The 23,596-nt window shown below is 70.0% G+C and carries 23 protein-coding genes and 1 tRNA gene; 13 read left to right on the top strand and 11 right to left on the bottom strand.

What is annotated here, in order from left to right; translation table 11 throughout:
• Positions 1-499: 499 nt before the first annotated feature.
• Positions 500-1,024: a hypothetical protein gene (locus ACWEOE_RS19535; protein ID WP_220244902.1), complete on the top strand. Its 525-nt coding sequence runs from the start codon at positions 500-502 to the stop codon at positions 1,022-1,024.
• Positions 1,025-1,097: 73 nt separating this feature from the next.
• On the opposite strand, the gene ACWEOE_RS19530 is transcribed toward ACWEOE_RS19535, so the two are convergent.
• Positions 1,098-2,156, bottom strand: coding sequence for an alpha/beta hydrolase (locus tag ACWEOE_RS19530; RefSeq protein WP_452010874.1), 1,059 nt, complete (start codon positions 2,154-2,156; stop codon positions 1,098-1,100).
• Between the two features lie 121 nt (positions 2,157-2,277).
• Between ACWEOE_RS19530 and ACWEOE_RS19525 the strand changes: the two genes are divergently transcribed.
• The 5 genes from ACWEOE_RS19525 to ACWEOE_RS19505 all read left to right on the top strand — a co-directional run bounded on the left by ACWEOE_RS19525 (position 2,278) and on the right by ACWEOE_RS19505 (position 7,068).
• Complete coding sequence (locus ACWEOE_RS19525; RefSeq protein ID WP_452010871.1) at positions 2,278-2,838, top strand: NADPH-dependent FMN reductase; 561 nt, start codon at positions 2,278-2,280, stop codon at positions 2,836-2,838.
• A 133-nt stretch (positions 2,839-2,971) separates the two neighbouring features.
• Positions 2,972-3,394 carry an organic hydroperoxide resistance protein gene (locus ACWEOE_RS19520; protein WP_452010868.1) on the top strand — a complete coding sequence of 141 codons (423 nt, stop codon included), beginning with the start codon at positions 2,972-2,974 and terminating at the stop codon, positions 3,392-3,394.
• A gap of 45 nt (positions 3,395-3,439) precedes the next feature.
• The gene (locus tag ACWEOE_RS19515; RefSeq protein ID WP_452010865.1) at positions 3,440-3,916 is read left to right on the top strand and encodes a Dps family protein; all 477 of its coding nucleotides are present in this window, start codon (positions 3,440-3,442) and stop codon (positions 3,914-3,916) included.
• Between the two features lie 225 nt (positions 3,917-4,141).
• Positions 4,142-5,623 carry a linalool dehydratase/isomerase domain-containing protein gene (locus ACWEOE_RS19510; RefSeq protein ID WP_452010862.1) on the top strand — a complete coding sequence of 494 codons (1,482 nt, stop codon included), beginning with the start codon at positions 4,142-4,144 and terminating at the stop codon, positions 5,621-5,623.
• 53 nt (positions 5,624-5,676) lie between these two features.
• The gene (locus ACWEOE_RS19505) at positions 5,677-7,068 is read left to right on the top strand and encodes a glutamate decarboxylase (RefSeq protein WP_452010859.1); all 1,392 of its coding nucleotides are present in this window, start codon (positions 5,677-5,679) and stop codon (positions 7,066-7,068) included.
• Positions 7,069-7,096: 28 nt separating this feature from the next.
• Here the strand turns inward: ACWEOE_RS19505 and ACWEOE_RS19500 are convergent, their stop codons facing one another.
• A complete protein-coding gene (locus tag ACWEOE_RS19500) occupies positions 7,097-8,164 on the bottom strand; it encodes an NADH:flavin oxidoreductase/NADH oxidase (RefSeq protein ID WP_452010857.1) in 1,068 nt (355 codons plus the stop codon).
• A 73-nt stretch (positions 8,165-8,237) separates the two neighbouring features.
• Here ACWEOE_RS19500 and ACWEOE_RS19495 point away from each other — a divergent pair, with 73 nt between their 5' ends.
• Positions 8,238-8,864: a TIGR03085 family metal-binding protein gene (locus ACWEOE_RS19495; RefSeq protein WP_452010855.1), complete on the top strand. Its 627-nt coding sequence runs from the start codon at positions 8,238-8,240 to the stop codon at positions 8,862-8,864.
• A gap of 744 nt (positions 8,865-9,608) precedes the next feature.
• Here ACWEOE_RS19495 and ACWEOE_RS19490 read toward each other — a convergent pair.
• Positions 9,609-10,115 carry a hypothetical protein gene (locus tag ACWEOE_RS19490; protein ID WP_452010853.1) on the bottom strand — a complete coding sequence of 169 codons (507 nt, stop codon included), beginning with the start codon at positions 10,113-10,115 and terminating at the stop codon, positions 9,609-9,611.
• A gap of 85 nt (positions 10,116-10,200) precedes the next feature.
• Positions 10,201-12,042: a prolyl oligopeptidase family serine peptidase gene (locus tag ACWEOE_RS19485; protein ID WP_452010850.1), complete on the bottom strand. Its 1,842-nt coding sequence runs from the start codon at positions 12,040-12,042 to the stop codon at positions 10,201-10,203.
• Between the two features lie 40 nt (positions 12,043-12,082).
• On the opposite strand from ACWEOE_RS19485, the gene ACWEOE_RS19480 reads away from it, so the two are divergent.
• Positions 12,083-12,769 (top strand): class I SAM-dependent methyltransferase, encoded by a 687-nt coding sequence (locus ACWEOE_RS19480; RefSeq protein ID WP_452010847.1) that lies wholly within the window; start codon positions 12,083-12,085, stop codon positions 12,767-12,769.
• Positions 12,770-12,986: 217 nt separating this feature from the next.
• Here the strand turns inward: ACWEOE_RS19480 and ACWEOE_RS19475 are convergent.
• A tRNA-Pro gene (locus ACWEOE_RS19475) sits at positions 12,987-13,060 on the bottom strand.
• Between the two features lie 29 nt (positions 13,061-13,089).
• Entirely contained in the window at positions 13,090-14,058 is a 969-nt protein-coding gene (locus tag ACWEOE_RS19470; RefSeq protein WP_452010845.1) for a metallophosphoesterase, read from the bottom strand.
• A 185-nt stretch (positions 14,059-14,243) separates the two neighbouring features.
• Here ACWEOE_RS19470 and ACWEOE_RS19465 point away from each other — a divergent pair, with 185 nt between their 5' ends.
• The gene (locus ACWEOE_RS19465; RefSeq protein WP_452010843.1) at positions 14,244-16,376 is read left to right on the top strand and encodes a protein kinase domain-containing protein; all 2,133 of its coding nucleotides are present in this window, start codon (positions 14,244-14,246) and stop codon (positions 16,374-16,376) included.
• A 196-nt stretch (positions 16,377-16,572) separates the two neighbouring features.
• Here the strand turns inward: ACWEOE_RS19465 and ACWEOE_RS19460 are convergent, their stop codons facing one another.
• Together ACWEOE_RS19460 and ACWEOE_RS19455 are read right to left on the bottom strand one after the other, a co-directional pair.
• Positions 16,573-16,848, bottom strand: coding sequence for a hypothetical protein (locus ACWEOE_RS19460; RefSeq protein WP_452010841.1), 276 nt, complete (start codon positions 16,846-16,848; stop codon positions 16,573-16,575).
• 42 nt (positions 16,849-16,890) lie between these two features.
• Positions 16,891-19,038: a transglycosylase domain-containing protein gene (locus ACWEOE_RS19455; protein ID WP_452010839.1), complete on the bottom strand. Its 2,148-nt coding sequence runs from the start codon at positions 19,036-19,038 to the stop codon at positions 16,891-16,893.
• A 345-nt stretch (positions 19,039-19,383) separates the two neighbouring features.
• Between ACWEOE_RS19455 and ACWEOE_RS19450 the strand changes: the two genes are divergently transcribed.
• Positions 19,384-19,680 carry a WhiB family transcriptional regulator gene (locus tag ACWEOE_RS19450; RefSeq protein WP_452010836.1) on the top strand — a complete coding sequence of 99 codons (297 nt, stop codon included), beginning with the start codon at positions 19,384-19,386 and terminating at the stop codon, positions 19,678-19,680.
• A gap of 45 nt (positions 19,681-19,725) precedes the next feature.
• On the opposite strand, the gene ACWEOE_RS19445 is transcribed toward ACWEOE_RS19450, so the two are convergent.
• The 3 genes from ACWEOE_RS19445 to ACWEOE_RS19435 are packed head-to-tail and all read right to left on the bottom strand — an operon-like array spanning position 19,726 to position 22,125.
• Entirely contained in the window at positions 19,726-20,850 is a 1,125-nt protein-coding gene (locus ACWEOE_RS19445) for an ArsA family ATPase (protein ID WP_452010833.1), read from the bottom strand.
• Positions 20,850-21,854, bottom strand: a complete 1,005-nt coding sequence (locus ACWEOE_RS19440) for an ArsA-related P-loop ATPase (RefSeq protein WP_452010831.1) — start codon at positions 21,852-21,854, stop codon at positions 20,850-20,852. The genes ACWEOE_RS19445 and ACWEOE_RS19440 overlap by 1 nt, the downstream gene beginning before the upstream one ends.
• 22 nt (positions 21,855-21,876) lie before the next feature.
• Positions 21,877-22,125: a hypothetical protein gene (locus tag ACWEOE_RS19435; protein ID WP_452010828.1), complete on the bottom strand. Its 249-nt coding sequence runs from the start codon at positions 22,123-22,125 to the stop codon at positions 21,877-21,879.
• Positions 22,126-22,326: 201 nt separating this feature from the next.
• Between ACWEOE_RS19435 and ACWEOE_RS19430 the strand changes: the two genes are divergently transcribed.
• The 3 genes from ACWEOE_RS19430 to ACWEOE_RS19420 are packed head-to-tail and all read left to right on the top strand — an operon-like array spanning position 22,327 to position 23,584.
• Entirely contained in the window at positions 22,327-22,488 is a 162-nt protein-coding gene (locus tag ACWEOE_RS19430; RefSeq protein WP_006238837.1) for a DUF4177 domain-containing protein, read from the top strand.
• Positions 22,489-22,499: 11 nt separating this feature from the next.
• Positions 22,500-22,955, top strand: coding sequence for a RidA family protein (locus ACWEOE_RS19425; RefSeq protein WP_452010826.1), 456 nt, complete (start codon positions 22,500-22,502; stop codon positions 22,953-22,955).
• Positions 22,955-23,584: a hypothetical protein gene (locus ACWEOE_RS19420; protein WP_220244880.1), complete on the top strand. Its 630-nt coding sequence runs from the start codon at positions 22,955-22,957 to the stop codon at positions 23,582-23,584. Before ACWEOE_RS19425 ends, ACWEOE_RS19420 begins: the two co-directional genes overlap by 1 nt.
• The last annotated feature ends 12 nt before the right edge of the window (positions 23,585-23,596 follow it).

Below are 23,596 nucleotides of genomic sequence, written 5' to 3'. Positions count from 1 at the left end.
GCGGATGTGTTGGTCGCACTTCTCATCCTGCCGCCGAAAGACCCGTCCCTTATCTCAGGCCCCGTCAGCCGACACCAACGTCATGCCCCGCAACAGCTAGCCGGTTTTCGTTTCCGCTGGCCCCCGGCTCGGAGATCTGTCCGTGATCTGGCTACTCCACCGGTGGCGGTGCGTGCGTGGGGGACACCCCGACCGGAGCAGTGGCGACACGCGGTCCGACGGAGTGATGAGGGTAAACGATCACGCAATACACCTGATCAGGTGAGCAACCGGGCCATTCGTGGCAGGCGGCTACTCCGAGTCTTGTTCATGATCGGTCACGATGATCTTCAGGGGGATGGGCAAGCCGTCCACGTTAATCAATTGCGGGCTTGTTCCCGGCGGACGAATTCGGCACGTAAGGGTTAGAAAACCTCCCATTCCGGTGATCGGCTGGTGCTCGGTCGACACGGCGGGTATCGATTTACCCGTCAGGTCTCCAGAGGCCAGGAGGTAAGGAATGAAAGGCAAGATTGGGCGGATCATCGCCTTGGTAGCCGCCGGCAGTCTGCTGGCCGTCGGCACCTCGGGGATGGCCTCGGCGAGCCCTGCGGGTGGCAAGGGCTCGTCGTCCACCGAAGCCGTCGGTGCTCAGGTGCTCCAGATGCGGGACGACCTGACGAAGGCCGCCTACGCCGGCAACGTCGGGCTCACCCGCGCCGACCTGGACAAGCTCAGCCCTGTCCTCGGCGACCTCGCCGCGGGCAAGCGCTACACGATCCAGTCGGAGACGCAGCAGCTGTCCTCGGCGGCCAAGGGCCGTGCGGACGAGTCCAGCCGCCTGCTGTCCGACCCGTCGGCGTCGCCGCGTCAACTCCCGCCGCTGCCGCTCCCGCCGATTCCGGACCTGCCCGGTCCGCTGAAGATCGTGAGCGACCTGCTGAAGGCCCTGCTGGGTGCCGTCACCGGCATCCTGGGCGGACTGCTCGGCTCCCTGCCGGTGCCGCCGCTGCCGGTGCCACCACTGCCGGTCCCGGGCGCGTAACCACCCCCGGACCACGGGGTTTTCGGAGCCTGGTGCGGTTCGCCGCACCAGGCTCCGGTGGTGTCCGGGGTCGCTACTTCTTCTCGCCCTGCGCCAGCCCCAGCCGCAACGCGCCCGCCAGCTCGGCCGTGGCCTCGCGGAAGCGGCTGCCCACGCCGGTGAAGTTCAGGAAGCCGTGGATCAGGTCCGGCTGCCGGCTCACGGCCACGGGCACACCGGCCTCGCGCAGCTTCTCCGCGTACGCCTCGCCCTCGTCACGCAGCGGGTCGAAACCCGCGGTCATGACGAACGCCGGCGGCAGTCCACTGTGGTCGCTCGCGGCGAGCGGCGACAGGCGCGGGTCGGCCTTGTCGGTGCCGGCCGGCACGTAGTGGCCCTCGAACCAGGTCATCGACTCATCGGTGAGGAACAGCTTCTCCCCGAAGATCTCACGCGAGCGGCGGCGGGTGGTGAAGTCCACCGCGGGGTAGATGAGCAGCTGGAACGCCGGCGCGGGGCCGCCTCGGCGCACCGCGTGCAACGAAACCGCCGCGGACAGGTTGCCGCCCGCGCTGTCGCCGCCCACGGCGATGCGGTCGGCGTCGGCGCCGAGCTCCGCCGCGTTGGCATGGGCGTAGTCGAACGCCGCCAGTGCGTCTTCGAACGGCGTCGGGAACGGGTGTTCCGGTGCCATCCGGTACTCGACCGAGAGCACGCGCACACCCGCGTGCTTCGCGAGGTAGCGCGCGGCGTTGTCGTGGGTCGCGCGCGAGCCCACCACCCAGCCGCCGCCGTGCAAGAACACGAGCAGCCCGGACGGTTCGGGCAGGCCGGCGGGGGTGTAGAGCGTCGCGTCGAGCGAGGCGCCGGCAGCCGGGATCACGACGTCGCGCACGGCCACGGGCTCGATCGTCCTGCCGCTCACCAGGTGGCGGCCGAGCTCCAGCCCGAGGCGCGAGCCCTCCACCGTGTCGCCGACGAGCGCGGTGCCCGTGAGCTGCTGCAGGCGGAGCAGGAGCTGGGCGTCGAGGGCGAGCTCCTGCCCGTCGCGCCGCAGCGGCGGCCCGGCGATGAGCCGCCGGACGGGCCGGGGCAGCCAGAACACGAGCTGCGCGGCGGCGGCCTGGACGCGGACCTGGAGCGGGATCGCCATCGTTCCTCCTCGGCTGTCGATCCCGAGGTTACTTGCCAGTAGGTACCGGGTCCAGCTGCGATCGGGAACTCCGTCCCAAATCCTGGTCCTCCACTTAAGTCGAGGGGTTAGCCTCGGGTACGTGACTTCAGCCAAGACGGTTCTCGGGATCGGCGGCTCGCTGCGCGACGGTTCGCAGTCCGAGCGCGCGCTCAAGATCGCCCTCGGCGCGGCCGCCGAGCTCGGGGTGGACACCGAGCTGATCCCGGGGCCGGAGCTCGTGCTCCCCTTCTACGACCAGGCCGTTCGCGAGCGCGACGAACGCGCGACGCGGCTGATCGAGAGCATCCGGCGGGCCGATGGCCTCATCGTCGTCTCGCCCGGCTACCACGGCGCGCTTTCCGGGCTGGTCAAGAACGCTCTGGACTACGTGGAGGACCTTCGCGAGGACGCCCGCCCGTACCTCGACGGGCGCGCGGTCGGCCTCGCCGCCGTCGCCTTCGGCTGGCAGGCCGCCGTGACCACGCTCGACCAGCTGCGCACGATCACGCACGCCCTGCGCGGCTGGGCCACCCCGCTGGGCGGGTCGATCAACTCCGCCGAGACGAAGTTCGACGAAGCCGGCGGCGCGTCCGACGACAAGAGCGTTCGCACGCTGCGCCTGATCGGCCGCCAGGTGGCCGAGTTCACCCTTTCGCGCTGAGGTTTCAACGGTCACTTCCCGGGTACTCCCGGGAAGTGATGCCTGCCATGCGGTGGCAATGTTCCGCTGATGTGGGACGTTGTCGATCAACGAGACGCCGAGCCGGGCGTCCCGACAGGAGGTAGGCGAAGGAATGGCTGACGCGATCTACACCGCGGCCGCAACCGCGCGCGGCGAGGGCCGCAACGGTGAGGTCACCTCGTCCGACGGGGTCCTCGACGAGTCGCTGGCGATCCCGAAGGAAATGGGCGGCCCGGGCGGTGACAAGACCAACCCCGAGCAGCTGTTCGCCGCCGGCTACTCCGCGTGCTTCCACAGCGCGCTGCAGGCCGTCGCCCGCGGGGCGAAGGTGCAGCTGCCGGCGTCGACCGTGACCGCCGAGGTCAGCCTCTACAAGCAGGAAGTGGGCTTCCAGCTGGGTGTCGTGCTGAACGTCGCGCTGCCCGGCATGGACAAGGCCCAGGCCGAAGAGCTCGTGGCGCAGGCCCACCAGCTCTGCCCGTACTCGAACGCGACCCGGGGCAACATCGAGGTCGCACTCACCACCACGGTCTGAATCACCGGCCTGTTTCCGCCACCACGCACAGGAAGGACAATCCCGATGGCCAACTCTCCGATCAAGAGCCCGCTCAGCGCAGCCGACAAGGAGATCACCGGCAATGCTCTGCAGGCCACGCTCGTCGACCTCGTGGACCTGTCGCTGATCGCGAAGCAGGCCCACTGGAACGTGGTCGGCAAGAACTTCCGCAGCGCTCACCTGCAGCTCGACGAACTCGTCGCCACGGCCCGCCAGTACGTGGACGAGGTCGCCGAGCGCGCCAACGCTATCGGCATCTCCCCGAACGGCAAAGCGAAAACCGTCGTGGAGAGCTCGGGCGCCCCGGAGTACCCCGACAACTGGCAGTCAGTGGAGTCGACGGTCGCCGCTGTCGTCGACATCCTGGCGACGCTCATCGAGCGCCTGCGCAAGCGCATCGACGAAACCGACAAGAGCGATCTGGTGACGCAGGACCTGCTGATCGAGATCACGCGCGCGTTGGAAGAGGCGCATTGGATGTGGCAGGCGCAGCAGGCCTGACGCGTTCATCGCCTTGGCGGGCCGCTCACCTTTCGAGGTGGGCGGCCCGTTGTCGTTCGGCGGTGTTTCTCGGCGGTGCCGCGTTGTCTGCTTCGCAGGGCGCGCATTGCTTCACGCCACAAACGCACAGTAACCACGACGGCACGAGCGGCCCGTTCGCGCCAGAACTGCCTTTCCTGCCACCGAAAGCGCGCTTTCCCGCCGGTTTCCGTGTTCACTTGAGCCATGCCCGCTCTGCACTCCCCGCTGGACCGCCGGCAACTCGGTCACCTCCGCCACTTCGACAACCTCTCCCGCCAGTTCCGCAACGACTGGTCCTTCATGCAGGGAAAGGGAACCGGCCAGGACGACTTCGGCGGCTACCGCTTCCAGCTCGCGTACATGGCGTACGCGCTGGCCCTCACCCACCGCCACCGGCTGCCCGCCGCGCCTGGGCTGTTCCGGCCGACGCTGCGGCGGCTGATCGACAAGATCCTGATGCCCGAGGTGTGGCTGTACTGGCGCGACGTCAGCCGCGGCGGGGCGGTGGTCAACGCGCACCTCGGGGAGCTCGGCGAGGAGTGGGATCCGGTGGTGCGCGACAACATCATGTACAGCGCGTACGTCCAGTCCATGGCCCTGCTGCACGACTACCTGTTCGCCTCCGACGAGTTCGCGCAGCCCGGATCGCTGACTTTCCAGCACTGGTCGTACTTCTGGGGCGGTGAGGAGAAGCGGTTCCCGTACGATCGTGAGTCGCTGAACGAGCACATTTACTGGCAGATGGTGGAAAACGGCTACCTGGGCGTGGCGTGCGAGCCCAACTGCGTGTTCCAGATCTGCAACCAGCCCGCCATCCTCGGTTTCCGCCTCCACGACCTGATCACCGGCGGCAGCCGAGCGGAAGAGGTGGTGGCCGGCTACGAACGCGCGTGGGCCGACTTCGGGCGGCTCGACGAATCGGGCCACTACAACATGATGATCACCAGCGACTCGAAACGGGTGCGCCCCAACGAAGCACCTTCGCCGTGGGTGGACGCGTGGTGTGGCGCGTTGATGAACATGTGGAACCGCGACTTCGTCCACCGCGGTTACCCCGAGCAGGTCCGCCGGTTCCTCGTGGACGGCCCGGAGGGCACCCGGTCCGTCCGCTCTGCCCCGGCGCGGGAGGTGATGGGGCAGCCGGTCATCACCGACACGTGCGATTTCGGCTGGGTGGCGGCGTGGGCGTCGGAGATGGGCGACGCGGACACGCTCGGCAGCCTGCTCGCGCACGCCGACCGCTTCATGAACCCGACCTGGCGCGATGGAGGTCTGTACTACCCGCGCAACGACGTGCCGGCCGACGCCGACGGCAACCGCACCGACATCGAGCCGATGAGCGGCAACGTCTTGCTCGGTTACGCCCGTCTCAACACCCCCGACGGCCTCTGGGGTCTCTACACCCATCCGTGGCCGGCGAGCCACTTCACCGAACCGGCGCTGACCGTGGTCGACCGCGACGTCGAGGTCAGCCAGGCGGAGGTAATCGACGGTGTCCTGCGCACCCGCCTGCGACGCACGCCGGACGTACCGGGCGAGGGAACCGTGACGATCGGGCAGGTCCCGGGTGGACACCGGGCTTGGCTCGATGGCGTGCCGCTGGCCGAACTGGACCGGACCGAAGCCGGGCTCGTTTTCCGCTGTGGCCCCGAGGCCCAGGTGCTGGAGGTGGCGCCGCTGAAATGACGGGTGGGTGTTTCGGGCTGGCGCGGGCGGCGCGCGGCAGTACGGTCGCAAGCATGGTGCTGCACAGCGGGGAACAGAACGGGTCGAACCGTAAGTCGGGCACGAATCCCCTGTACGCGGGGGCGAATCCCGCCCTGGCGGCGGACTTCGTGATGCCGCACGACAAGCTTCGCGACACGTCGCTGCCACCGGACACGGCGTTGCAGCTCGTGCGCGACGAGCTGATGCTCGACGGCAACGCGCGGCTCAACCTGGCCACGTTCGTCACCACCTGGATGGAGCCGCAGGCGCGCGACCTGATGGCGGAGTGCGTCGACAAGAACATGATCGACAAGGACGAGTACCCGCAGACGGCCGAGCTCGAGCGCCGCTGCGTGAACATCCTCGCCGATCTGTGGCACGCGCCTGATCCGAACGACGTCATGGGTTGCTCCACCACGGGCTCGTCCGAAGCGTGCATGCTCGCCGGCATGGCGCTGAAGCGGCGCTGGGGGAGGTTCGGCCGCACCGGGAAGCCGAACCTGGTGATGGGCGCCAACGTGCAGGTGTGCTGGGACAAGTTCTGCGAGTACTGGGAGGTCGAGCCGCGGTTGGTGCCGGTGGACGGCGACCGGCTGCACCTCACCGCCGAGGAGGCGGTGAAGCGCTGTGACGAGAACACCATCGGCGTCGTCGCGATCCTCGGGTCCACTTTCGACGGCAGCTACGAGCCCGTCGCCGAGATCGCCGCCGCGCTCGACGACCTGCAGGCCCGCACCGGCTGGGACATCCCCGTGCACGTCGACGGAGCTTCGGGGGCGATGATCGCGCCGTTCCTCGACGGGGACCTGGCGTGGGACTTCCGGCTGCCGCGGGTGGCGTCGATCAACACCTCGGGGCACAAGTACGGCCTCGTGTACCCGGGCGTCGGCTGGATCGTGTGGCGCAATCGCGAGGCGCTGCCCGACGAGCTCGTCTTCAACGTCAACTACCTCGGCGGTGACATGCCGACGTTCGCCCTCAACTTTTCGCGCCCCGGCGCCGAAGTGGCCGCGCAGTACTACACCTTCGTCCGGCTCGGCCGCGAAGGTTTCCGCGCGGTGCAGCAGGCTTCGCGCGATGTCGCGCTCCACCTGTCCGACGCGATCGCCGACCTGGGTCCGTTCCGGCTCCTCACCCGGGGCGACCAGCTGCCGGTGTTCGCGTTCACGACCAAACCGGACATCACCGGCTACGACGTTTTCGACGTCTCCCGCCGGCTTCGGGAACGCGGCTGGCTCGTGCCGGCGTACACGTTCCCGGAGAACCGCACGGACCTGGCGGTGCTGCGCGTCGTCGTCCGCAATGGTTTCACCCACGACCTGGCCGACCTCCTGCTGGACGACCTGCGCCGGACCCTGCCGGAGCTGGCACGCCAGACCCAGCCCCAGCACGACGCGGCCACCTCGACGGCGTTCCACCACTGACCGCCGTCACCCGCGTGCCGGGTGTGGGTCAGCGGCGCGGCTTGGCCCGCAGGTACTGGTCCGCCCACCGCACTTCGGCGCCCAGGGCGTGGGCCGCGCGCTGCGGCCAGTGCGGGTCGCGCAGGAGTGCGCGGGCGAGGAACACCGCGTCGGCCGATCCGGTGGCGACGATCTGTTCCGCTTGCTCCGGTTCGGTGATCATGCCGACGGCCCCGACGGGCACGGCCGTTTCGCGGCGGATGCGTTCCGCGAACGGCACCTGGTAACCCGGGCCGATGGGGATGTCGGGCCGGGGCACGTTGCCGCCTGTGGAGACGTCGACGAGGTCCGTACCGCGGTCGGCGAGCAGCTTCACGAGGTGCACGGAGTCGTCGGCGGACCACCCGCCGTCGGCCCAGTCGCTGGCGGAGATGCGGGTGAGCAGCGGCACGTCGGGGCCGATGGCCTCGCGCACGGCTTCGGTGAGCTCGAGCGGGAGGCGCGTGCGGCCCTCGAAGTCGCCGCCGTAGCGATCGGTGCGGGAGTTGGACAGCGGCGACAGGAACTGGTGGCCCAGGTAGCCGTGCGCGAGGTGCAGCTCGACGAGGTCGAATCCGGCGGCGAGCGCACGGCGGGCGCCGGCGGCGAAGTCGGCCGGGATCCGCGCGACCTCGTCGGTGGTCAGCGGCCGCGCGGGCGCGTAGTCGCCGAAGGGTTGGTCATCCACGCCGACGCTCTGCCAGCCGCCCTCGGACTCGGGCACGGTGCCGCTGCCCTCCCACGGCCGGCGCGTGGACGCCTTGCGCCCCGCGTGGCCGAGCTGCATGCCGATCACCGCGCCCTGCGCGTGCACGAAATCGGTGATCCGGCGCCACGCGGCGACCTGGTCGTCGTTCCAGATGCCGGTGTCCTGCGGGCTGATGCGCCCTTCCGGCACGACGGCGCTGGCCTCGGTGAGGATGAGCCCGGCGCCGCCCACGGCGAACTGGCCCAGGTGGACGAGGTGCCAGTCGTTCGGCAGGCCGTCGGTGGCGGAGTACTGGCACATCGGCGAGACCCACGCGCGGTTCGGCAGCATCAGGCCCCGCAGGGAGAGGGGTTCGAAGAGTCGGCTCACGATTCGATGAAACACCCAGTGGGGGTGGTCTCGTCCCGGTGCGGTGGGCGTACTCACGAGTAATGTCGACGACATGGGTCTTGCCGCAGACGAACGCCAGGCGTTGAGCACGCTCTTCGAACAGGTCGGCCCCGACGCCCCGACCCTCTGCGAAGGTTGGGCGACGCGTGACCTCGCCGCCCACTTGGTCATTCGAGAACATCGCGTCGACGCCTCGCCGGGCATCGTGCTGCCCGCCTTCGCCGGCCACACCCAGCGCGTCCAGGACACCTACGCGGCCAAACCGTGGCCCGCCCTCGTCGACCAGGTCCGCCGCGGCCCCGCCTGGTACTGGCCCATGTCCCTCGGCCCCCTCGACGAACTCACCAACGGCGCCGAGTTCCTCGTCCACCACGAGGACGTCCGCCGCGCCCAGCCTTCGTGGGAACCGCGCCCGGCTGATTCCGCCCGCGACGAGACGGCTTGGCGCCTCGCCCGCCAGTCCGCGAAGCTCAACCTGCGCAAGTCTCCGGTGGGCGTGGTCCTCCGCCACACCGACGGCCGCTCCGCCCAGGTCAAACCGGGCACCCCGACGGTCACCGTGACGGGCGACCCCGTGGACCTGCTCCTGTTCGTCTTCGGCCGCTCCGCCGTCCACGTCACCTACGACGGCGACGCCACCGCGGTGGACCGCTTGCAGGCGCTTCGCCGCGGGATGTAGGTGGCCGGCGGGCCCGTGGTCGAGCCAGGGCTCGTGATCAGCCCTGCGGCTTGGTGGTTGAGGCCGGTCTCGGGCGTGTGATCGGCGGCCTTGCGGGTTTGTGTTTGAGGCCTGGTCTTGGGTGTGTGATCGGCGGCCTTGCGGGTTTGTCGTTGAGGCCAGCCTCCGGCATGTGATCAGCAGCCCCGCGGCTTGGTGATTGAGCCCCGGGCGTGTGGTCGGCCTCCGGGATCCGGTCGGCTCGCGGTATGCGATCGAGCCGGGGCATTGATCAACCCACGTCGGGTGATCGCGTCGCGGGATGCGGTCGACGCGCGTGATCGGCCCGGGCGCGACAGCCGCCCTGGCTGATCTGCCCGGTGTGACCCGCCTGGGTGATCCACCTCGAGGCGTGTCCACCGGCCCTTCTCGCGCGACGGCACAGCCCACCCTCCCGGGCCCGCCCATGATCCATTCTACCGGAGGGGGCCGACGAAACCCGCTGCTCAGGCAGGTTGTCCACAGCAGGGCGGAGTTGTGGACAACTCGACCTCGTGGGCGAACCGCGAGGTTCAACGTGCGTGCCTCCCCCGGATCGAGCTGCCGCGCCAGGCATTCGCGCGCATCAGCTTGTGCTGGGCGCTTGCGCGGCTTGAGCTGCGCCAGGCACCCGTGCGAGTCAACTTGAGCAGCACCGGCCGCCCGGTCAAGCGCAAACTGAGCTCTCCCTCGGCCGCCGAGCCACCCCCTCCGACCACCACCGACCTACGCAGCCTTCAGTCGCGCCGGCCAGTGGAACTCCATCGGTCCGCGCTGCCACTTCTCCGTGAGCTCCGCCAGCAGCTCCACCGCCCCGCGAATGTCGGAGTCGCTGAAGGGGAACGGGTCGGGGCAGACCACGCCCCAAGCCTCCCGCGCGGCGGCGAACGGTGGGCGCAGTCGGTGCTCCACCGCATGGTGCAGCACGCCGACCAGACTTTCCGCCACGGCGATCGACCGCGAAGCTGCCTTCAGTACCCGCCGGCTGCGCTCCTGTGCGTCGTGGCGGGGCTCGCCGTGCAGCACGGTCATGTTGGAGAAGACGCCGCCCGCCGCGATGCAGCCGAAGATGCCGCCGCGGAGGGCGAGCGAGCGTTCCGTCGCGGCGTGCGCGAGGTCGTGGGGCACGCGGAACTTGCGTGAGTAGGAGGGCAGCCCGAGAACGACACCGTCGCCGCGGGTGATGCGGGTGAAGGTCTCGCCGCGTGGGGCGTGCTCGAAGACGACGTCCACGAAGGTGAGGATCCGCCCCCGCCGGCGGAACGGCCAAGCGGTTTTCCCGGCCGGGGCCCCAGCGGAGGAACCCCGGCCGGAGAAATCACCGCACGGCGCGCAGAGCGAAGTCGACCTCGATCGACGTCTGCTTGATCGTCTCGGCGATCACCAGGGAGCCGTGACCGGCGTCGTAGCGGTAGAACTCGTGGGGGGCGTCGCGGCTGCCCAGGCGGTCGAGGTAGTTCTCGATCTGGCGGATGGGGCAGCGCGGGTCGTTGTCGCCGGCCAGGATGAGGACCGGGGCGGAGACGGCGTCGACGTAGGTGATCGGCGAACACTCCTTGTACACCGCGGGCACATCCGAAGGCGAACCTCCGAACAACGCGCGGTCGAAAGAGCGCAGCTGCTCCATTTCGTCCTCGTACGCGGCGACGTAGTCGGCCACCGGCACCCCCGCGACGCCCGCCGCCCAGCGCGAGGGCTGGGTGCCGAGCGCGAGCAGGGACAGGTAGCCGCCCCAGGAAGCGCCGTTGACGACACACTTGTCCTTATCGGACAGTCCACTTTCGACGGCCCAGTCGTGCACCGCCGCGACGTCTTCGAGTTCCGTCAGGCCCGGGCGGCCCTCGATGGCGTCGCGCCAGGCCGAGCCGTAGCCGGTGGAGCCGCGGTAGTTGACCTCGACCACGGCGAAGCCGGCGTCGAGCCACGTCGCGCGGTAGGCCGAGAAGCGGTCCTCGTCGGCGGCGTGCGGGCCGCCGTGCAGGGAGAACACCGTGGGCAACGGGCCTTCGGGCGCGTTGGCGGGACGCGAGACCAGCGCGTGGATCTGCCCGCCCACGCCCTCCACGAACGCATCCGTGACCGGCGACGAACCCGGCGCCTGCTCACCCGGCGGTGCCAGGAGCACGGCGTCGGTGCCGTCGGCCGCGCGGCTGCGCACCGCCGTCGGCTCGGCGGCGCTGGACCACGAGTACTCGATGGTCCCGTCGGGACGCACGCCCGCGCCGCCGATGCGGCCGGCGGGAGTGTCCACGGAGGACAGCTCGGAAGTGTCGAGGTCGTAGCGGTACAGGGAACTGCGGCCCTGGTGGAAATGCACCACGAGCAACGCCCGCGCGTCCGGGTACCAGTCGGCCAGGACCTCGCCGGGCAGGTCGATCTCGAGCTCGACCTCGGTGTCCGCGCGGACGTCCCAGATCAGCAGTTCCTCACGGCCACGACGCTCGTGCAGCACGAGCAACCGCTGGTCGCCCGGCAGCGGCGAGAACTCCAGCGCCGACAGGCCCTTGCCTTCGCCGTCGTACTTCTGGGCGACGGTCGTGAAGCCGTCGGTCGACAGCACGCGCAGTGCGGGGTGGCGCGAGTCGCCGTGTTCGGAATGTGAGATGGCGACCAAGCTCTCGTCACGCGAGAGCGACGCGATGCCGGCGTCGTCCGGGTGGCTGTAGAAGCGCTCGGTCTTGTCGCCGATCTTCGCGAACAGCTCGCTGCCGTCGTCGGTCGACACCCCGACGACGATCACGCGCGAGCCGAGCTCGAGGCCGGCCGGGTAGCCGTCGTGGACCTCGGGCAGCGGCTTGGCGGCCGACGAGCTGTCGCCGTCGAACGGCTGGCTCACCCAGGAGCCGAACTCGTCGCCGTCGGTGTCGTCGAACCACCAGATGGCTGAGCCGTCGGGGGCGGGGGTGGCGTGCAGGGTGCCGTTGGGCCGGTCGGTGACGCGGCGGTGACTGTCGGTGGCGCGATCCCACGCGTAGACCTCCCAGACGCCGCTGGCGTTGGAGACGTAAACGCATGCGTCGGGGGCGTCGCGGGCCCATTCGGGCACGGAGATGCGGGCCGCGTGGAAGCGGGCTCGCCAGCGGGACTCGGCGTCGGCGTCGGCGAACAGGCGGTCGGGGACCACCGCGGGCGGATATTTGTTGCCTGACTGCGTGCTCACCCCTCGATCCTGCCACCCTGGTGGCCGTACTGTGTGCCGGGTGCTGGAGGGATACGCGCGGGACGCGGCGTCGAAGCGAGCGGCGCGCACGGCGGTGGAGCGGGCGGCGTTCGCCCACGCGCTCTTCACGCCTGGCATGCGGGTGGTCGACCTGGGCTGCGGCCGGGGCACGATCACGCTCGGCTTCTCCGCCGGGGAGTCCACTATGGACTACTTCGAGATCGATCCGCTGGACCTGCCGTTCCCGACGTCGTCGGCCGACGTCGCCTTCTCCCACGCCCTGCTCGAACGCGTGCCCGACCCGTTGGCGGTCTTGGCGGAGCTGCACCGGGTGCTGCGCCCCGGCGGCCGACTGGCGCTGTCCACTTCGGACTGGGGCCGCGCCCGGCTGCGCCCCAAGACGGCCAACGTCGACGCCGCCCTGCGTGGGTACTACCTGCTCCTGCGGCGTTCGGGCGCCAACCCGTTCGCCGGCCGCTCCATCGCGACGCAGGTGTCGGACAGCGGCTTCACCGAGGTCATCACCCGCACGCGGCACCGCTCGGACCTGGCCTACCGCGACCTGGCGACCTTCGTCGAACAGTCGCTCGCGGCCGCCCTCGCCGACCCGGCCCACCCCGACCGCGACCAGCTCACATCCGCCGCCCGCTCCGCCTACTCCTGGACGCGCACCGCCGGCCCCGGCGACTTCCTGCAGTGCTGGACGGAACTCACCGCGACAAGGTAAGCATTCGTGCTCAACGCGACCGCAGTGCCGACGGAATTCACGGCCTCCCCCTGACCCCCTCCGCGCACCAACCTCGACAAGCCAGCCACTCGCCTTTGGGGGGCCAGGGGGCGAAGCCCTCCCTGGCGGGGGTCTGGGGGTTCGACCCCCAGAAGACACACGAGTAAGGGCCTCATACCTGCGCATTCCGCAGATATGAGGCCCTTACACTTACTCGTCGGGGTGGCGGGATTCGAACCCACGACCTCCTCGACCCGAACGAGGCACGCTACCAAGCTGCGCCACACCCCGAGGTACTGCTTAACGGGTCGAGAGGAAGTTTAGCCGACGGTCCGAGCGGGTTTGCGTGGGGTTGCCTTTCGCGCATCAGACGCCCCGCTGCCACGCGGGACCAGCGTCAACAGGCTCGCCTCCGGCGGGCACGCGAACCGCGCCGGCGCGTACGGCGACGTACCCAGGCCGGCCGACACGTGCAGCCACATGTGCGCGCCCCAGCGGGAGGCGCCGCGGGCGCGGGTGCGGTCGAGCTCGCAGTTGGTCACCAGCGCGCCGTAGCCGGGCACGCGCAGCTGGCCGCCGTGGGTGTGGCCGGCGAGGACGAGGTCGTAGCCGTCGGAGGCGAACGGGTCGAGCACGCGCGGTTCGGGCGAGTGCGTGACGCCGAGGCGCACGACGGCGCCCGCGTCGGCCGGGCCGGCGATCTCCGAGTAGCGGTCGCGGTGCAGGTGGGGGTCGTCGAGCCCGGCGGCGAACACGGTCTGGCCCGCGACGTCGATCGTGTGGCGCGCGTGCGTGAGGTCGGTCCAGCCGTGCTCGAGGAACGCGGCGCGCAGGTCGCGCCAAGGGAGCTTCAGACCGTGGATGCGCTTCTTCTTGCCCTTCGGCATGAGGTAGCGGGCGGGGTTCTTCGGCTTGGGCGCGTAGTAGTCGTTGCTGCCGAAGACGAACACACCGGGCCGGTCGAGCAGCGGGCCGAGCGCGCGCAGCACCGAGGGCACGGCCGTGCGGTGCGAAAGGTTGTCGCCGGTGTTCACGACGAGGTCGGGTTCGAGGCGGTCGAGCGCGGCGACCCAGCGTTGCTTCGCGCGGTGTGCCGGGAGCATGTGCAGGTCGGAGACGTGCAGGATCGTGAACGGCTTCGAGCCGGGCGCCAGCACGGGCAGTTCGGCGGTGCGGAGGGTGAACCGCCGCCGTTCGACGCCAACGGCGTAACCGAGCGTCGCGGTCCCGAGCGCGAGGGTCCCCACAGCGAGCTTCTTGGCGGTACTGGTGTTACTGAGCGTGCTCACAAGGCGAGGATACGTGGTCGGCGTGGTCCTGGGCTTGCGGGCAGCGGTGATCACTCAGTGTGCCTTCCGCCTCGCGGTTGCGTGCTCAACAGTTGGGTGACGTCACGTGGTTTGCGGGAACGGGCTGGTTAGCATCTGCGTCGGCCCGAGTACGGGTGAACAAGCCGGGGGGCTTGGGGAGAACGATGGAACAGTTCGGGCCGTACCGGATCGAGGCGTTGCTGGGGCGCGGCGGGATGGGCGAGGTGCACCGCGCCTACGACACCGCGCACGACCGCGTTGTCGCACTGAAGCGGCTATCCGACGCGTACGTGGCCGACGAGGCCTTCCGCGCACGTTTCCGGCGCGAGTCGCAGGTGGTGGCGCGGCTGCGTGAGCCGCACGTGATCCCGATCCACGCCTACGGCGAGATCGACGGCCGCCTCTACCTCGACATGCGCTTGGTCGAGGGCCACGACCTCAAGGACTCGATCGCCGACGGTCCGCTCACGGCTTCGCGCGCCGCCGGATTGGTGACACAGGTCGCCAGCGCGCTCGACGCGGCCCACGCCGACGGGCTGGTCCACCGCGACGTGAAGCCTTCGAACATCCTCGTCACCGACGGTGATTTCGTTTATCTGGTCGACTTCGGCATCGCACGCTCGATGTCGGGCACAGTGACGTCGATCACGGGTACGGGCAACGTCATCGGCACCCTGGACTACATGGCGCCGGAGCGCTTTGGCGACAAACCGCTCGACGGGTCCGTCGACGTGTACGCGCTGGCTTGCGTGTTCTACGAATGCCTGACGGGGCACCGGCCGTTTCCCGTGGACGGGGCCGTCGCCCAGATGGCCGCCCACCTGAACTCGCCGCCGCCGCTGTTGTCCGCGGCGCGAAGGGACCTGCCGCGCGCTCTGGATGACGCTGTGTCGCGGGGGATGGCGAAGGATCCGGCCGATCGCTACCCGACGGCGGGCGCCTTCGCGGAGGCCGTGAACGCGGCGCTGGCGGACACGCCGGGCCCGACGGCGACGAGTGCCGAGACGAGCGTGCCGGTGTGGCAGCAGGGGAGTCTCGGCGCGCCGGGGGCGGCCGGCGGCTCGGCAGACCCGGTTGGGCCGGGGGCCGGCAGTGCGCCGGGAGGCCCGGTGGCCGGTCGCGGTGGGTCGCCGGTCGGAAATGCGTCAGCGGGCTCGGCCGGGTCGCCGGTCGGTGGTGCGCCCGGCTCAGGCCCGATGGCCGGCGGTGCGCCGGCGGGCTCGGTTGGCTCGGTGGCCGGCGGTGCGCCCGCCTCGGGCCCGATGGCCGGCCTGGGTTCGCCCCCGGCGGGTACGACGCCACCTCCCGGCTTTCCCTCCGCCCCGAGCGGTGGACCTCAATTCGCCGGCCAGACGCCGCCTCCGGGCTTCTCCGCGCCTGGACCGAACACCTCCGGGATCCCGGTCGGTGCACCGACGAGCGGACCGTTCACGCCCGGAGCCGGCTTCGCGAACGGTCCCGCCACCGCAGGTGGTTCGACCTCGCTCAACACGCCGATCCCGCTGGCCGCCGGAAGCCCGACGTGGCCGGGCGGACCTCAGCCCACCCGCCCTGGCCAGGTGCCGACCCCGCCACGCAATTCGAAGCGGGCGGCGGTCGTCACGGGCGTGGTGGCGGTCGTGGTCGTGGTCGTGATCGCCGTCGTCGCGACCGTGCTGATCATCCACGGCCAGGGCCAGAACACGGCAAACGGCGGCACGCCGACCCCGACTCCGGTTTCGACCTCGACTTCGCGATCCAGCAACCCGCCCACCACGTCAGGAGGCCCGGCGACGTCCTCAGCTGAATCTCCGTCGTCGAGCGCGCCCCCACCACCCGGCGGCACGGCGCCGGTGCCGCCCACCTACCAGGGCACCGGCTGCACGGCGGCCCAACCCGTTCAGGGCGCGACGGCCGCGACGTACTGCACGAAGTCGATCGCGGGCACCTTCCAGTCCGGCAACATCACCCTCCGCGAGCCGACCCAGGCGCACTTCAACCAATTTCCCGACGAAGCCTCGCTGTCCGCCTTCTTCGAAGGCATGGTCCAAGCCCACAACCTCACCCGCGACGACGACCACGGCGGCTGCGACGCCGTGAAACACCCGAATATCTGGGGTTCCTACTACCGGCCGGGCGCCAACGCCCCCCACGCCGGCGACTTCCTCGCCTGCTACGACGACACGTTCGTCTACACGGACGCCCGCACCCACACCCTCTGCGTCCTCGTGTTCGACGGGGTGTCGACGCCGAAGGAACTGGACCAGACGTATCTGTGGTGGAACCAGGTGATCCTCAAGGACCTGCAGAAGTTCTGACGCCTGGGTTCAACCATCAAGCGTGACGACCGCCTTGCTCGCAGCACCACCGGCCTCCGGCGGGGGCCATGTCCCGCCAGCCGTTCGGGGCCAACAGGCAACGACCATCGAGGGTGCGAACAAGACCGCAACCACGCTGAGAAGCAGCTCCATGGCCTCCCCTTCCCCGGAGATCTTCACGTCCCGGCAGAAGGGATCAGTCCAGCGAGTTGCCCGCGTGGGCGAGGCGGGTCACACCGCGAACGATGTCGATCGACAGCCGGACGAGCGCGATGATGCCGCCCCACATCAACAGGACGAACCACATCTGCCACGGGCCGTCGAGGGTGCTGATCAGGATCGTCGAAGCGGCCACGTGCGCGGCCATGACTCCGGCGCGGAGGGCCGCCGGCCGGAGCGGCCACACGGCCACTCCGACCGAAACGACGAGCACGCCCAGCAGGATCGGCCAGATCGCGGCTTGGGTCCCCATGCCGCGATCTCAAGGCCCGAGCCTGCGCCCTTCACGCTGTGATCAGCGACCCGTGTACTTCGGATCCTCCGGTGGCAGCGGCATGATCGGCTGGTCGGCCATGATGTTCTTCATCGCGCCGAACCACGTCTGGGCGGGGGTTTTGCCGCCGAACATGTTGCCCGTGCCGCAGGTGGTGACGGTGCCGACGGAGCGGAAGCAGAGGCCGCCGGAACCGCCTTCCGGGCGGAAGACCATGGCGGCACCGGCCATCTGCGGAGTGCCGGCGACGAAGGTCGCGGAGCCGTTGTTCTGGGTGGTTCCCGTCTTGCCGAGGATCGGGCGGTTCCAGCCCACAGCGGCGGCCGCCGCGGCGGAGGTACCGCCCGGCTGGTCGTCCTTGCTCATGCCGACGACCATGGTGTTCGCGAGACCTTCAGGCACCGCCTGGCTGCAAGCCTCTTCCTTGTAGGGCACGGCTTTCCCGTTGCGGTCGCTGATGCCGGACAGCGGAGTGGGCGGGCACCAGACGCCGCCGCTCAGGAGGGTTGCGGCCACGTTGGCCATCTCCAAGCCGCTGGTCGGGCTGAAGCCCAGGGTGAACGCGCCGAAGCCGGGAGTGCGGTCGGTCGGGCCGTATGCCTTGGCCTGGCTTTGGGCCCTGGCCGGGTCGTTCGGGTCAACGGGACCACCGCCGGTATTGCTCGCCATGGTGTTCTTCATGCCGAGCCGCACCGCCATGTCGATACCCGGCGCGGTGCTGCCGAGTTTGTCCTCGAGCGCCACGAACGCGGTGTTGGGAGAAGTCGCCAGGGCGCCCTGAAGTGTGTTCGAAGCGCCGTAGTGCCCGGCGTTTCCGACGCAGTACCAACGGGAACGCAGCGGCGGACCGGTGGGCGGGCATTGGTCGCCACCACCGGAGAACACGTGTGACACATAGCTGTCACCCACCGGGATGTTGCTGTAGATCCCCGCAATTCCCCGATCCAGCACCGCTGCCGTCGTAAAGATCTTGTAGCTCGACCCCGCCCCACCCGTGTTGTACACGCCGGAGGGCAAAGCGAACGTCGTCTGCCCCTGATCCGCGTCGATCCCGTAATCCCGGTTCGCCGCCAGCGCCACCACTTCATGGCGCGTTTTCCCCGGCCGCACCAGGGAAAGCGTGTTCGCCACGTTCTTCTGCGTCTTCTTGACCTGCGTCTCGGCCGAGACCTTCGCCTCGTGGTTGGCCTTTTCGTCCAGCGTGGTCTTGATCGTGTAGCCGCCGGTGTACAGGTCGTCCTTCGAGAAGCCGGCCTTCAGCAGGTAGTCCTCGACGTACTGGCAGAAGAAGCCGTTCTCCGGGCCGGCGCCGGTGCAGTTCGAGGCGGGCTTCGCGGGCGCGTCCGGGACCACGCCGAGCGGCTCGGCCTTGAAGCGGTCCGCGTCGGCCTTCGCGAGCTTGCGGTTGTCGACCATGCGGTCGAGAACGAGGTTGCGGCGGGCGGTGGCCTTGTCCGGGTGCTTCCACGGGTCGTTGTTGATCGGGTTGTTCACCAGGCCCGCGAGCAGTGCGGCCTGGGGCACCGTCAGCTTCTCCGGCGTGGTGTTGAAGTACGCGTGCGCGGCGGCGCCGATGCCGAAGATCTGGCGGGAGAACTCGACGATGTTCAAGTACCCGGCGAGGATCTGCTGCTTCGACAGCTTCGTCTCGAGCTGGATCGCGATCCGCGCTTCCTTGAGCTTGCGCGCGAGCGTCTGCTCCTGCGCCTTCTCCTGGCCGACCTTGTCGCCGCGGTACACCACGTTGATCAAGTAGTTCTTCACGTACTGCTGGGTGAGAGTCGACGCGCCCTGCGTGTCGCCGCCGGTGCTGTTGGACACGGCGGCGCGCAGGGTGCCCTGCCAGTCGACGCCGTGGTGCTCGTAGAAGCGCTTGTCCTCCACCGAGACCAGGGCCCACTGCATGGCCTCGTTGATCTGGTCGGCCGCGACCGGGATGCGGTACTGGTCGTAGAGCGTCGCGATCGGCTTGCCGCCCGAGTCGGTGATCGTCGTTACCAGGGGTGGCGGGATGTCGGCGAGGTCGGACGATGTCTTCTCCACCGTCTCGCTCGCCTGGTTCGACGCGACGCCGGCCGCGCCCACCACGGGGAACAGGATTCCGGCGACGAGCACCCCCGCGAGCAGACAGAGGCCGATGAGCTTGAAGAGACCGTCCGTTTTGCGCACGAAGGCCAGGGTACTGAAGGCTGGTTGTGCTCCCGTTACCTCACACCCGCCAGGGGGCGACAGTGGTGACAAAACGGACCCCATGAGGTGACTTCCGGTAACGGATTGCATGCTAGGTCTTGGCTAGGGGAACCGAAGGCCCCTACAGTCCGTCAACGTTCCACGAATGATTTTGCCGCCCGATGGCCCAGCGCGAGTGGGAGCTCCTCTGGACCGAACGGCGGCAAGCGGCACCGGGGAGGTGCCGTCACCGGACGTGGGACTCAGAGGGAGACACGCTCGCGGGGGTGGGAGCGGGAGCTTCACCTTCGCTGGTGTCGAACACCAGGGTAGGGAGCTGGGGGTATGGAGACCAACCAGGCGACATGGCGCATGAGCGCGTCGTGCCGGGACGCGGATCCCGACGGGCTCTTCGTGCGCGGCGCCGAGCAGAACCGGGCCAAAGCCGTGTGCATGGGGTGCCCGGTTCGCACGGAATGCCTCGCCGAGGCGCTCGACGGCCGGATCAACTTCGGCGTCTGGGGCGGCATGACCGAACGTGAACGCCGGGCGTTGCTGCGCCGGCGTGCCGACGTCACCAGCTGGACCGAGCTGCTGGAAGCCGCCAAGCGTGACGCGGTGGAGAGCGCGCAGGTCAGCTGACCCGACTCGTGAGTGGCTGAGCGTGCAGCTCAGTCACTCACGAGTTCAGTCGGTGACCAGCCTGGTGCCGATGTCGCGCAGGCCTTCGAGGTCGTGCACGTCACCGGCCAGCGCGGGCACGCGCACCAGCGGCACCTCGGGATGTGCTTTCGTGAACCGGGCCAGCAGCCGGGTCTCGCGTTCGGCCAGCGCCACGCGGTCGGCGTGCAGCCGCAGCACGGCCTCGGCCAGCGGTGCGCTCGTGTCGCCCTTCTGCAGCGACTCCGCGGCCGCCAGGGCCTCCGTCGCCGAAAGCGGCGCGAGCACGGGGTGCGTCCGGTTGGCCACGAGACCCGCGAGCGGCATCGACTCGCCCGCGAGCCGCTCGACGAAGTAAGACGCCTCGCGCAGCGCGTCGGGCTCCGGCGCGGCGATCACGAGGAACGACGTGCCGCTGGAGCGCAGCAGCTCGGCCGTCTTGCGCGCCCGCTCGCGGAACCCGCCGAACATGCTGTCGAAGGCCTGCATGAACGCCGACGCGTCGGCCAGCAGCTGACCGCCGATGATCGTGGACACGGCCTTCGCGAACATCGAGAACCCCGCGCTGACCACCTTGCGCAGCCCCCAGCCGCCCGCCTTCGCGGGGCCGGTCAACAGTCGGATCATGCGCCCGTCGAGCGCGCTGGACAGGCGCGTCGGCGCGTCCAGGAAGTCGAGCGCCGAACGGCTCGGCGGCGTGTCGACCACGATCAGGTCCCACTCGTCCGTGGCGGCGAGCTGGCCCAGCTTCTCCATCGCCATGTACTCCTGCGTGCCGGAGAACGACGTGGAAATGGTCTGGTAGAAGGGGTTCTGCAGCAGCTGCTCGGCCCGCTCGGGGCCGGCGTGCACGCGCACCATGTCGTCGAACGTGCGGCGCATGTCGAGCATCATCGCCCACAGCTCGCCCTTGGGCTCGAACCCCTCCACCTGCACCTGACGCGGGTGGTTGCCCAGTTCGCGCAGCCCCAGCGCCTGCGCCAGCCGCCGCGCGGGGTCGATGGTCAGCACCACCGTCTGCCGCCCGCGTTCGGCCGCGCGCAGCGCGAGCGCCGCCGCGGTGGTCGTCTTGCCGACACCGCCGGAGCCGCAGCACACGATCACGCGGCTCTCCGGGTCGTCGAGCAGGGCGTCGACGTCGATCGCCGTCATCAGCGCACCCCCTGGTCCAGCAACGCTTCCGCGAGGTCGTAGAGCGCCGCCACGTCCACGCCGTCGGTGACCTCCGGCAGCGCCAGCGTCGGCAGGTCCGCCTCGGCGAGCTGCTCGCGCGCCCGCTGCTCGGCGGCCACGCGCACGGCGTGCTCCACTGTCTCTTCCACCAGCGCGTCGAGCGTCTCCTCCGGCAGCTTCAGACCCGCCGACGCGAGGCCCGAGCGCACGCGCCCGGCGTCGACGCGACCGTCGGCGGCCGCGGTGACCGACCGCGCGGGCAACCGCGGCGGGCGTACGCGGTTGACCAGCACGGCGCCCGGGCGCAGGTCCGCGCCGTCGAGCTCCGCCACGGCCTCCACGGTCTCGCGCACCGGCATCTCCTCCAGCAGCGTGGTGAGGTGGATGGCGGTCTCGCCCGAGTGCAGCAGCCGCACGACGCCATCGGCCTGGCCGCGGATCGGGCCGGTCTTGGCGAGGTCGGTCAGGGCCTTCGTGACGTCGAGGAACTTGACGACCCGGCCGGTGGGCGGCGAGTCGACCACCACGGCGTCGTAGGTGTGGCGGCCGTCGGACTCCGTGCGCCCGACGCACTCCTTGATCTTCCCGGTCAGCAGCACGTCACGCAGGCCCGGCGCGAGCGTGGTCGCGAACTCGATCGCGCCCATCCGCCGCAGCGTGCGGCCCGCGAAACCCAGGTTGTAGAACATCTCGAAGTACTCGAGCAGCGCGGCCTCGACGTCGATGTGCAGCGCGCGCAGCTCGCCCCCGCCGGGGACGGACGCGATGCGCTGCTCCGCGTACGGCAGTGGCTCGGTGTCGAAGAGCTGGGCGATGCCCTGGCGGCCTTCGACCTCGATCAGCAGCACCCGGCGACCTTCGCGCGCGAGCGCCAGGCCCAGGGCCGCGGCGAGGGTGGTCTTGCCGGTGCCGCCCTTGCCGGTGACGAAGTGCAGCCGGGCCCGGGTGAGCTCGTCGGGCCAGCCGGCGGGGGGTGTGGTCACACCGTCAACACTAAACCGGGCATCAGCCGGCCAGCACCATGACGCCGACCGCAGCCGCGACCACGGCGACGATGATCCAGGTGAGCACGCCGGGCAGCACGGTGAGCGTGAGCACGGCCACCACGACCAGCGCCGTGAAGGTGACCGCGCCGCCGAGCGCGACCTGAGCCGAGTTGTTCACGCGGTCGCGCACCTTGGCCATCACCACGAGCACGAGCGGCAGCCCCGCCGCGACGAGCAGGGCGGTCGCGACGATCCGCCACGTCTCCACCCCGCCAACCGTAACGGCTGTGACGGGCCCTTTCACGTATGCAAAGTCTCTCAAGGCCTTCACGAACGCAAATTCCTTCACGTCGCCAGCCGGCCAAAACCAGCCGCCTTGTACAGACCACAGCACGAGATCGCTGGCGCAAAGGCGATCTCGCACGCCCCGGCGGAGCCGGGGCCAAAAATACAGCTACGCTCCCGGGTCATGAGCGCCACCAAATGGGAGTACGCCACCGTCCCCCTGCTGATCCACGCGACGAAGCAGATCCTCGACCAGTGGGGCGAGGACGGCTGGGAGCTGGTCACCGTGCTCCCGAACCCGAGCGGCGAGCAGCACGTCGCGTACCTCAAGCGCCCGAAGAACTGAGGGGACTGGCCGTGACCTGGACTTCCCGGCTCGCTGAGCTCGGAATCGAACTTCCCGGCGTCGCCGCGCCGCTGGCCGCCTACGTGCCGGCCGTGCAGAGCGGTTCGCACGTCTACACCTCCGGCCAGCTGCCCTTCGTCGACGGCACGCTCGCCGCGACCGGCAAGGTCGGCGCGGAGGTCAGCCCCGAGGAGGCCAAGGGCCACGCCCGCACGGCGGTGCTCAACGCGCTGGCCGCGGTGCACGCGCTAGTCGGCATCGACTCGGTGACGCGCATCGTGAAGGTGGTCGGCTTCGTCGCGTCCGCTGAGGGCTTCACCGGCCAGCCCGCGGTGATCAACGGCGCGTCCGAGCTGCTCGGCGAGGTCTTCGGCGAGCAGGGCAAGCACGCCCGCTCGGCCGTCGGCGTCGCGGAGCTCCCGATCGGGGCGCCCGTGGAGGTCGAACTGATCGTGGAGGTGAAGTGATGGACCCCGACATCGAACAGTCGCTGCACGAGCTGCTGATCCGGCTCGCGGGGCGCACGCCCGACCAGCTCCTGTGGCGGTTCCGCGACTGGCTGGGCGAGGGCGCGATGGGCACGCTCGCGCGCACCCTTCCCAGGTCTTTGCTTAAGCACAGGATCGATCTGGACCAAACCGAGTACCGCCTGCTCGTCGCGGGTCTGATTCCGCACGGCGCCGACTGGCACCAGGTGAGTTCCACCCTGGGGGTAGACGACGTCACCGAGACCCGGTACACATTCACACCGAGTGCGCCCGAATGGGTGAACTCAGTCGACTCCGTTTCCGTCTTGCTCCACGCAACGTTGCGAGGACGCGCGGATGTGGGGGAAGTGCGGCAAAGCTGGCGACACCTCGGTGTGGTCGGTGAGGGTGGGGCCAAGCGAGTCCTGCTGGTGACGGCGACGTCCGGGCTGCCGAGGCTCACCGGCGAGCTGCAGCGCGTGCTGCGGGTCCTGGGGGACGAGGAGCCGAGCGTCGAGGTCATCCCACCGCGCTTCGACCTCCCCGGGTACCACCGGGCCGCGCTCGCCAATTCGGAGCTGGTCTGCGTTGGCGCCGCGGGTTCGGGTAATCGACTAGTCGCCGCTTAACGCTCGAGCCGC

The organism is Amycolatopsis sp. NPDC004368, from assembly GCF_053602515.1.
Note: the sequence above shows the minus strand (reverse complement) of the source record. Positions and strands in the feature narration are given on the sequence as shown.

What these genes read in the sequence shown, in the direction of transcription:
- ACWEOE_RS19510 (WP_452010862.1), top strand. Translation starts at nt 4,142, where the DNA reads ATGCCCGCTCTGCACTCCCCGCTGGACCGCCGGCAACTCGGTCACCTC.
- ACWEOE_RS19505 (WP_452010859.1), top strand. Translation starts at nt 5,677, where the DNA reads ATGGTGCTGCACAGCGGGGAACAGAACGGGTCGAACCGTAAGTCGGGC.
- ACWEOE_RS19520 (WP_452010868.1), top strand. Translation starts at nt 2,972, where the DNA reads ATGGCTGACGCGATCTACACCGCGGCCGCAACCGCGCGCGGCGAGGGC.
- ACWEOE_RS19465 (WP_452010843.1), top strand. Translation starts at nt 14,244, where the DNA reads ATGGAACAGTTCGGGCCGTACCGGATCGAGGCGTTGCTGGGGCGCGGC.
- ACWEOE_RS19495 (WP_452010855.1), top strand. Translation starts at nt 8,238, where the DNA reads ATGGGTCTTGCCGCAGACGAACGCCAGGCGTTGAGCACGCTCTTCGAA.
- ACWEOE_RS19535 (WP_220244902.1), top strand. Translation starts at nt 500, where the DNA reads ATGAAAGGCAAGATTGGGCGGATCATCGCCTTGGTAGCCGCCGGCAGT.
- ACWEOE_RS19420 (WP_220244880.1), top strand. Translation starts at nt 22,955, where the DNA reads ATGGACCCCGACATCGAACAGTCGCTGCACGAGCTGCTGATCCGGCTC.
- ACWEOE_RS19515 (WP_452010865.1), top strand. Translation starts at nt 3,440, where the DNA reads ATGGCCAACTCTCCGATCAAGAGCCCGCTCAGCGCAGCCGACAAGGAG.
- ACWEOE_RS19430 (WP_006238837.1), top strand. Translation starts at nt 22,327, where the DNA reads ATGAGCGCCACCAAATGGGAGTACGCCACCGTCCCCCTGCTGATCCAC.
- ACWEOE_RS19460 (WP_452010841.1), bottom strand. Translation starts at nt 16,848, where the DNA reads ATGGGGACCCAAGCCGCGATCTGGCCGATCCTGCTGGGCGTGCTCGTC.
- ACWEOE_RS19445 (WP_452010833.1), bottom strand. Translation starts at nt 20,850, where the DNA reads ATGACGGCGATCGACGTCGACGCCCTGCTCGACGACCCGGAGAGCCGC.
- ACWEOE_RS19450 (WP_452010836.1), top strand. Translation starts at nt 19,384, where the DNA reads ATGGAGACCAACCAGGCGACATGGCGCATGAGCGCGTCGTGCCGGGAC.
- ACWEOE_RS19530 (WP_452010874.1), bottom strand. Translation starts at nt 2,156, where the DNA reads ATGGCGATCCCGCTCCAGGTCCGCGTCCAGGCCGCCGCCGCGCAGCTC.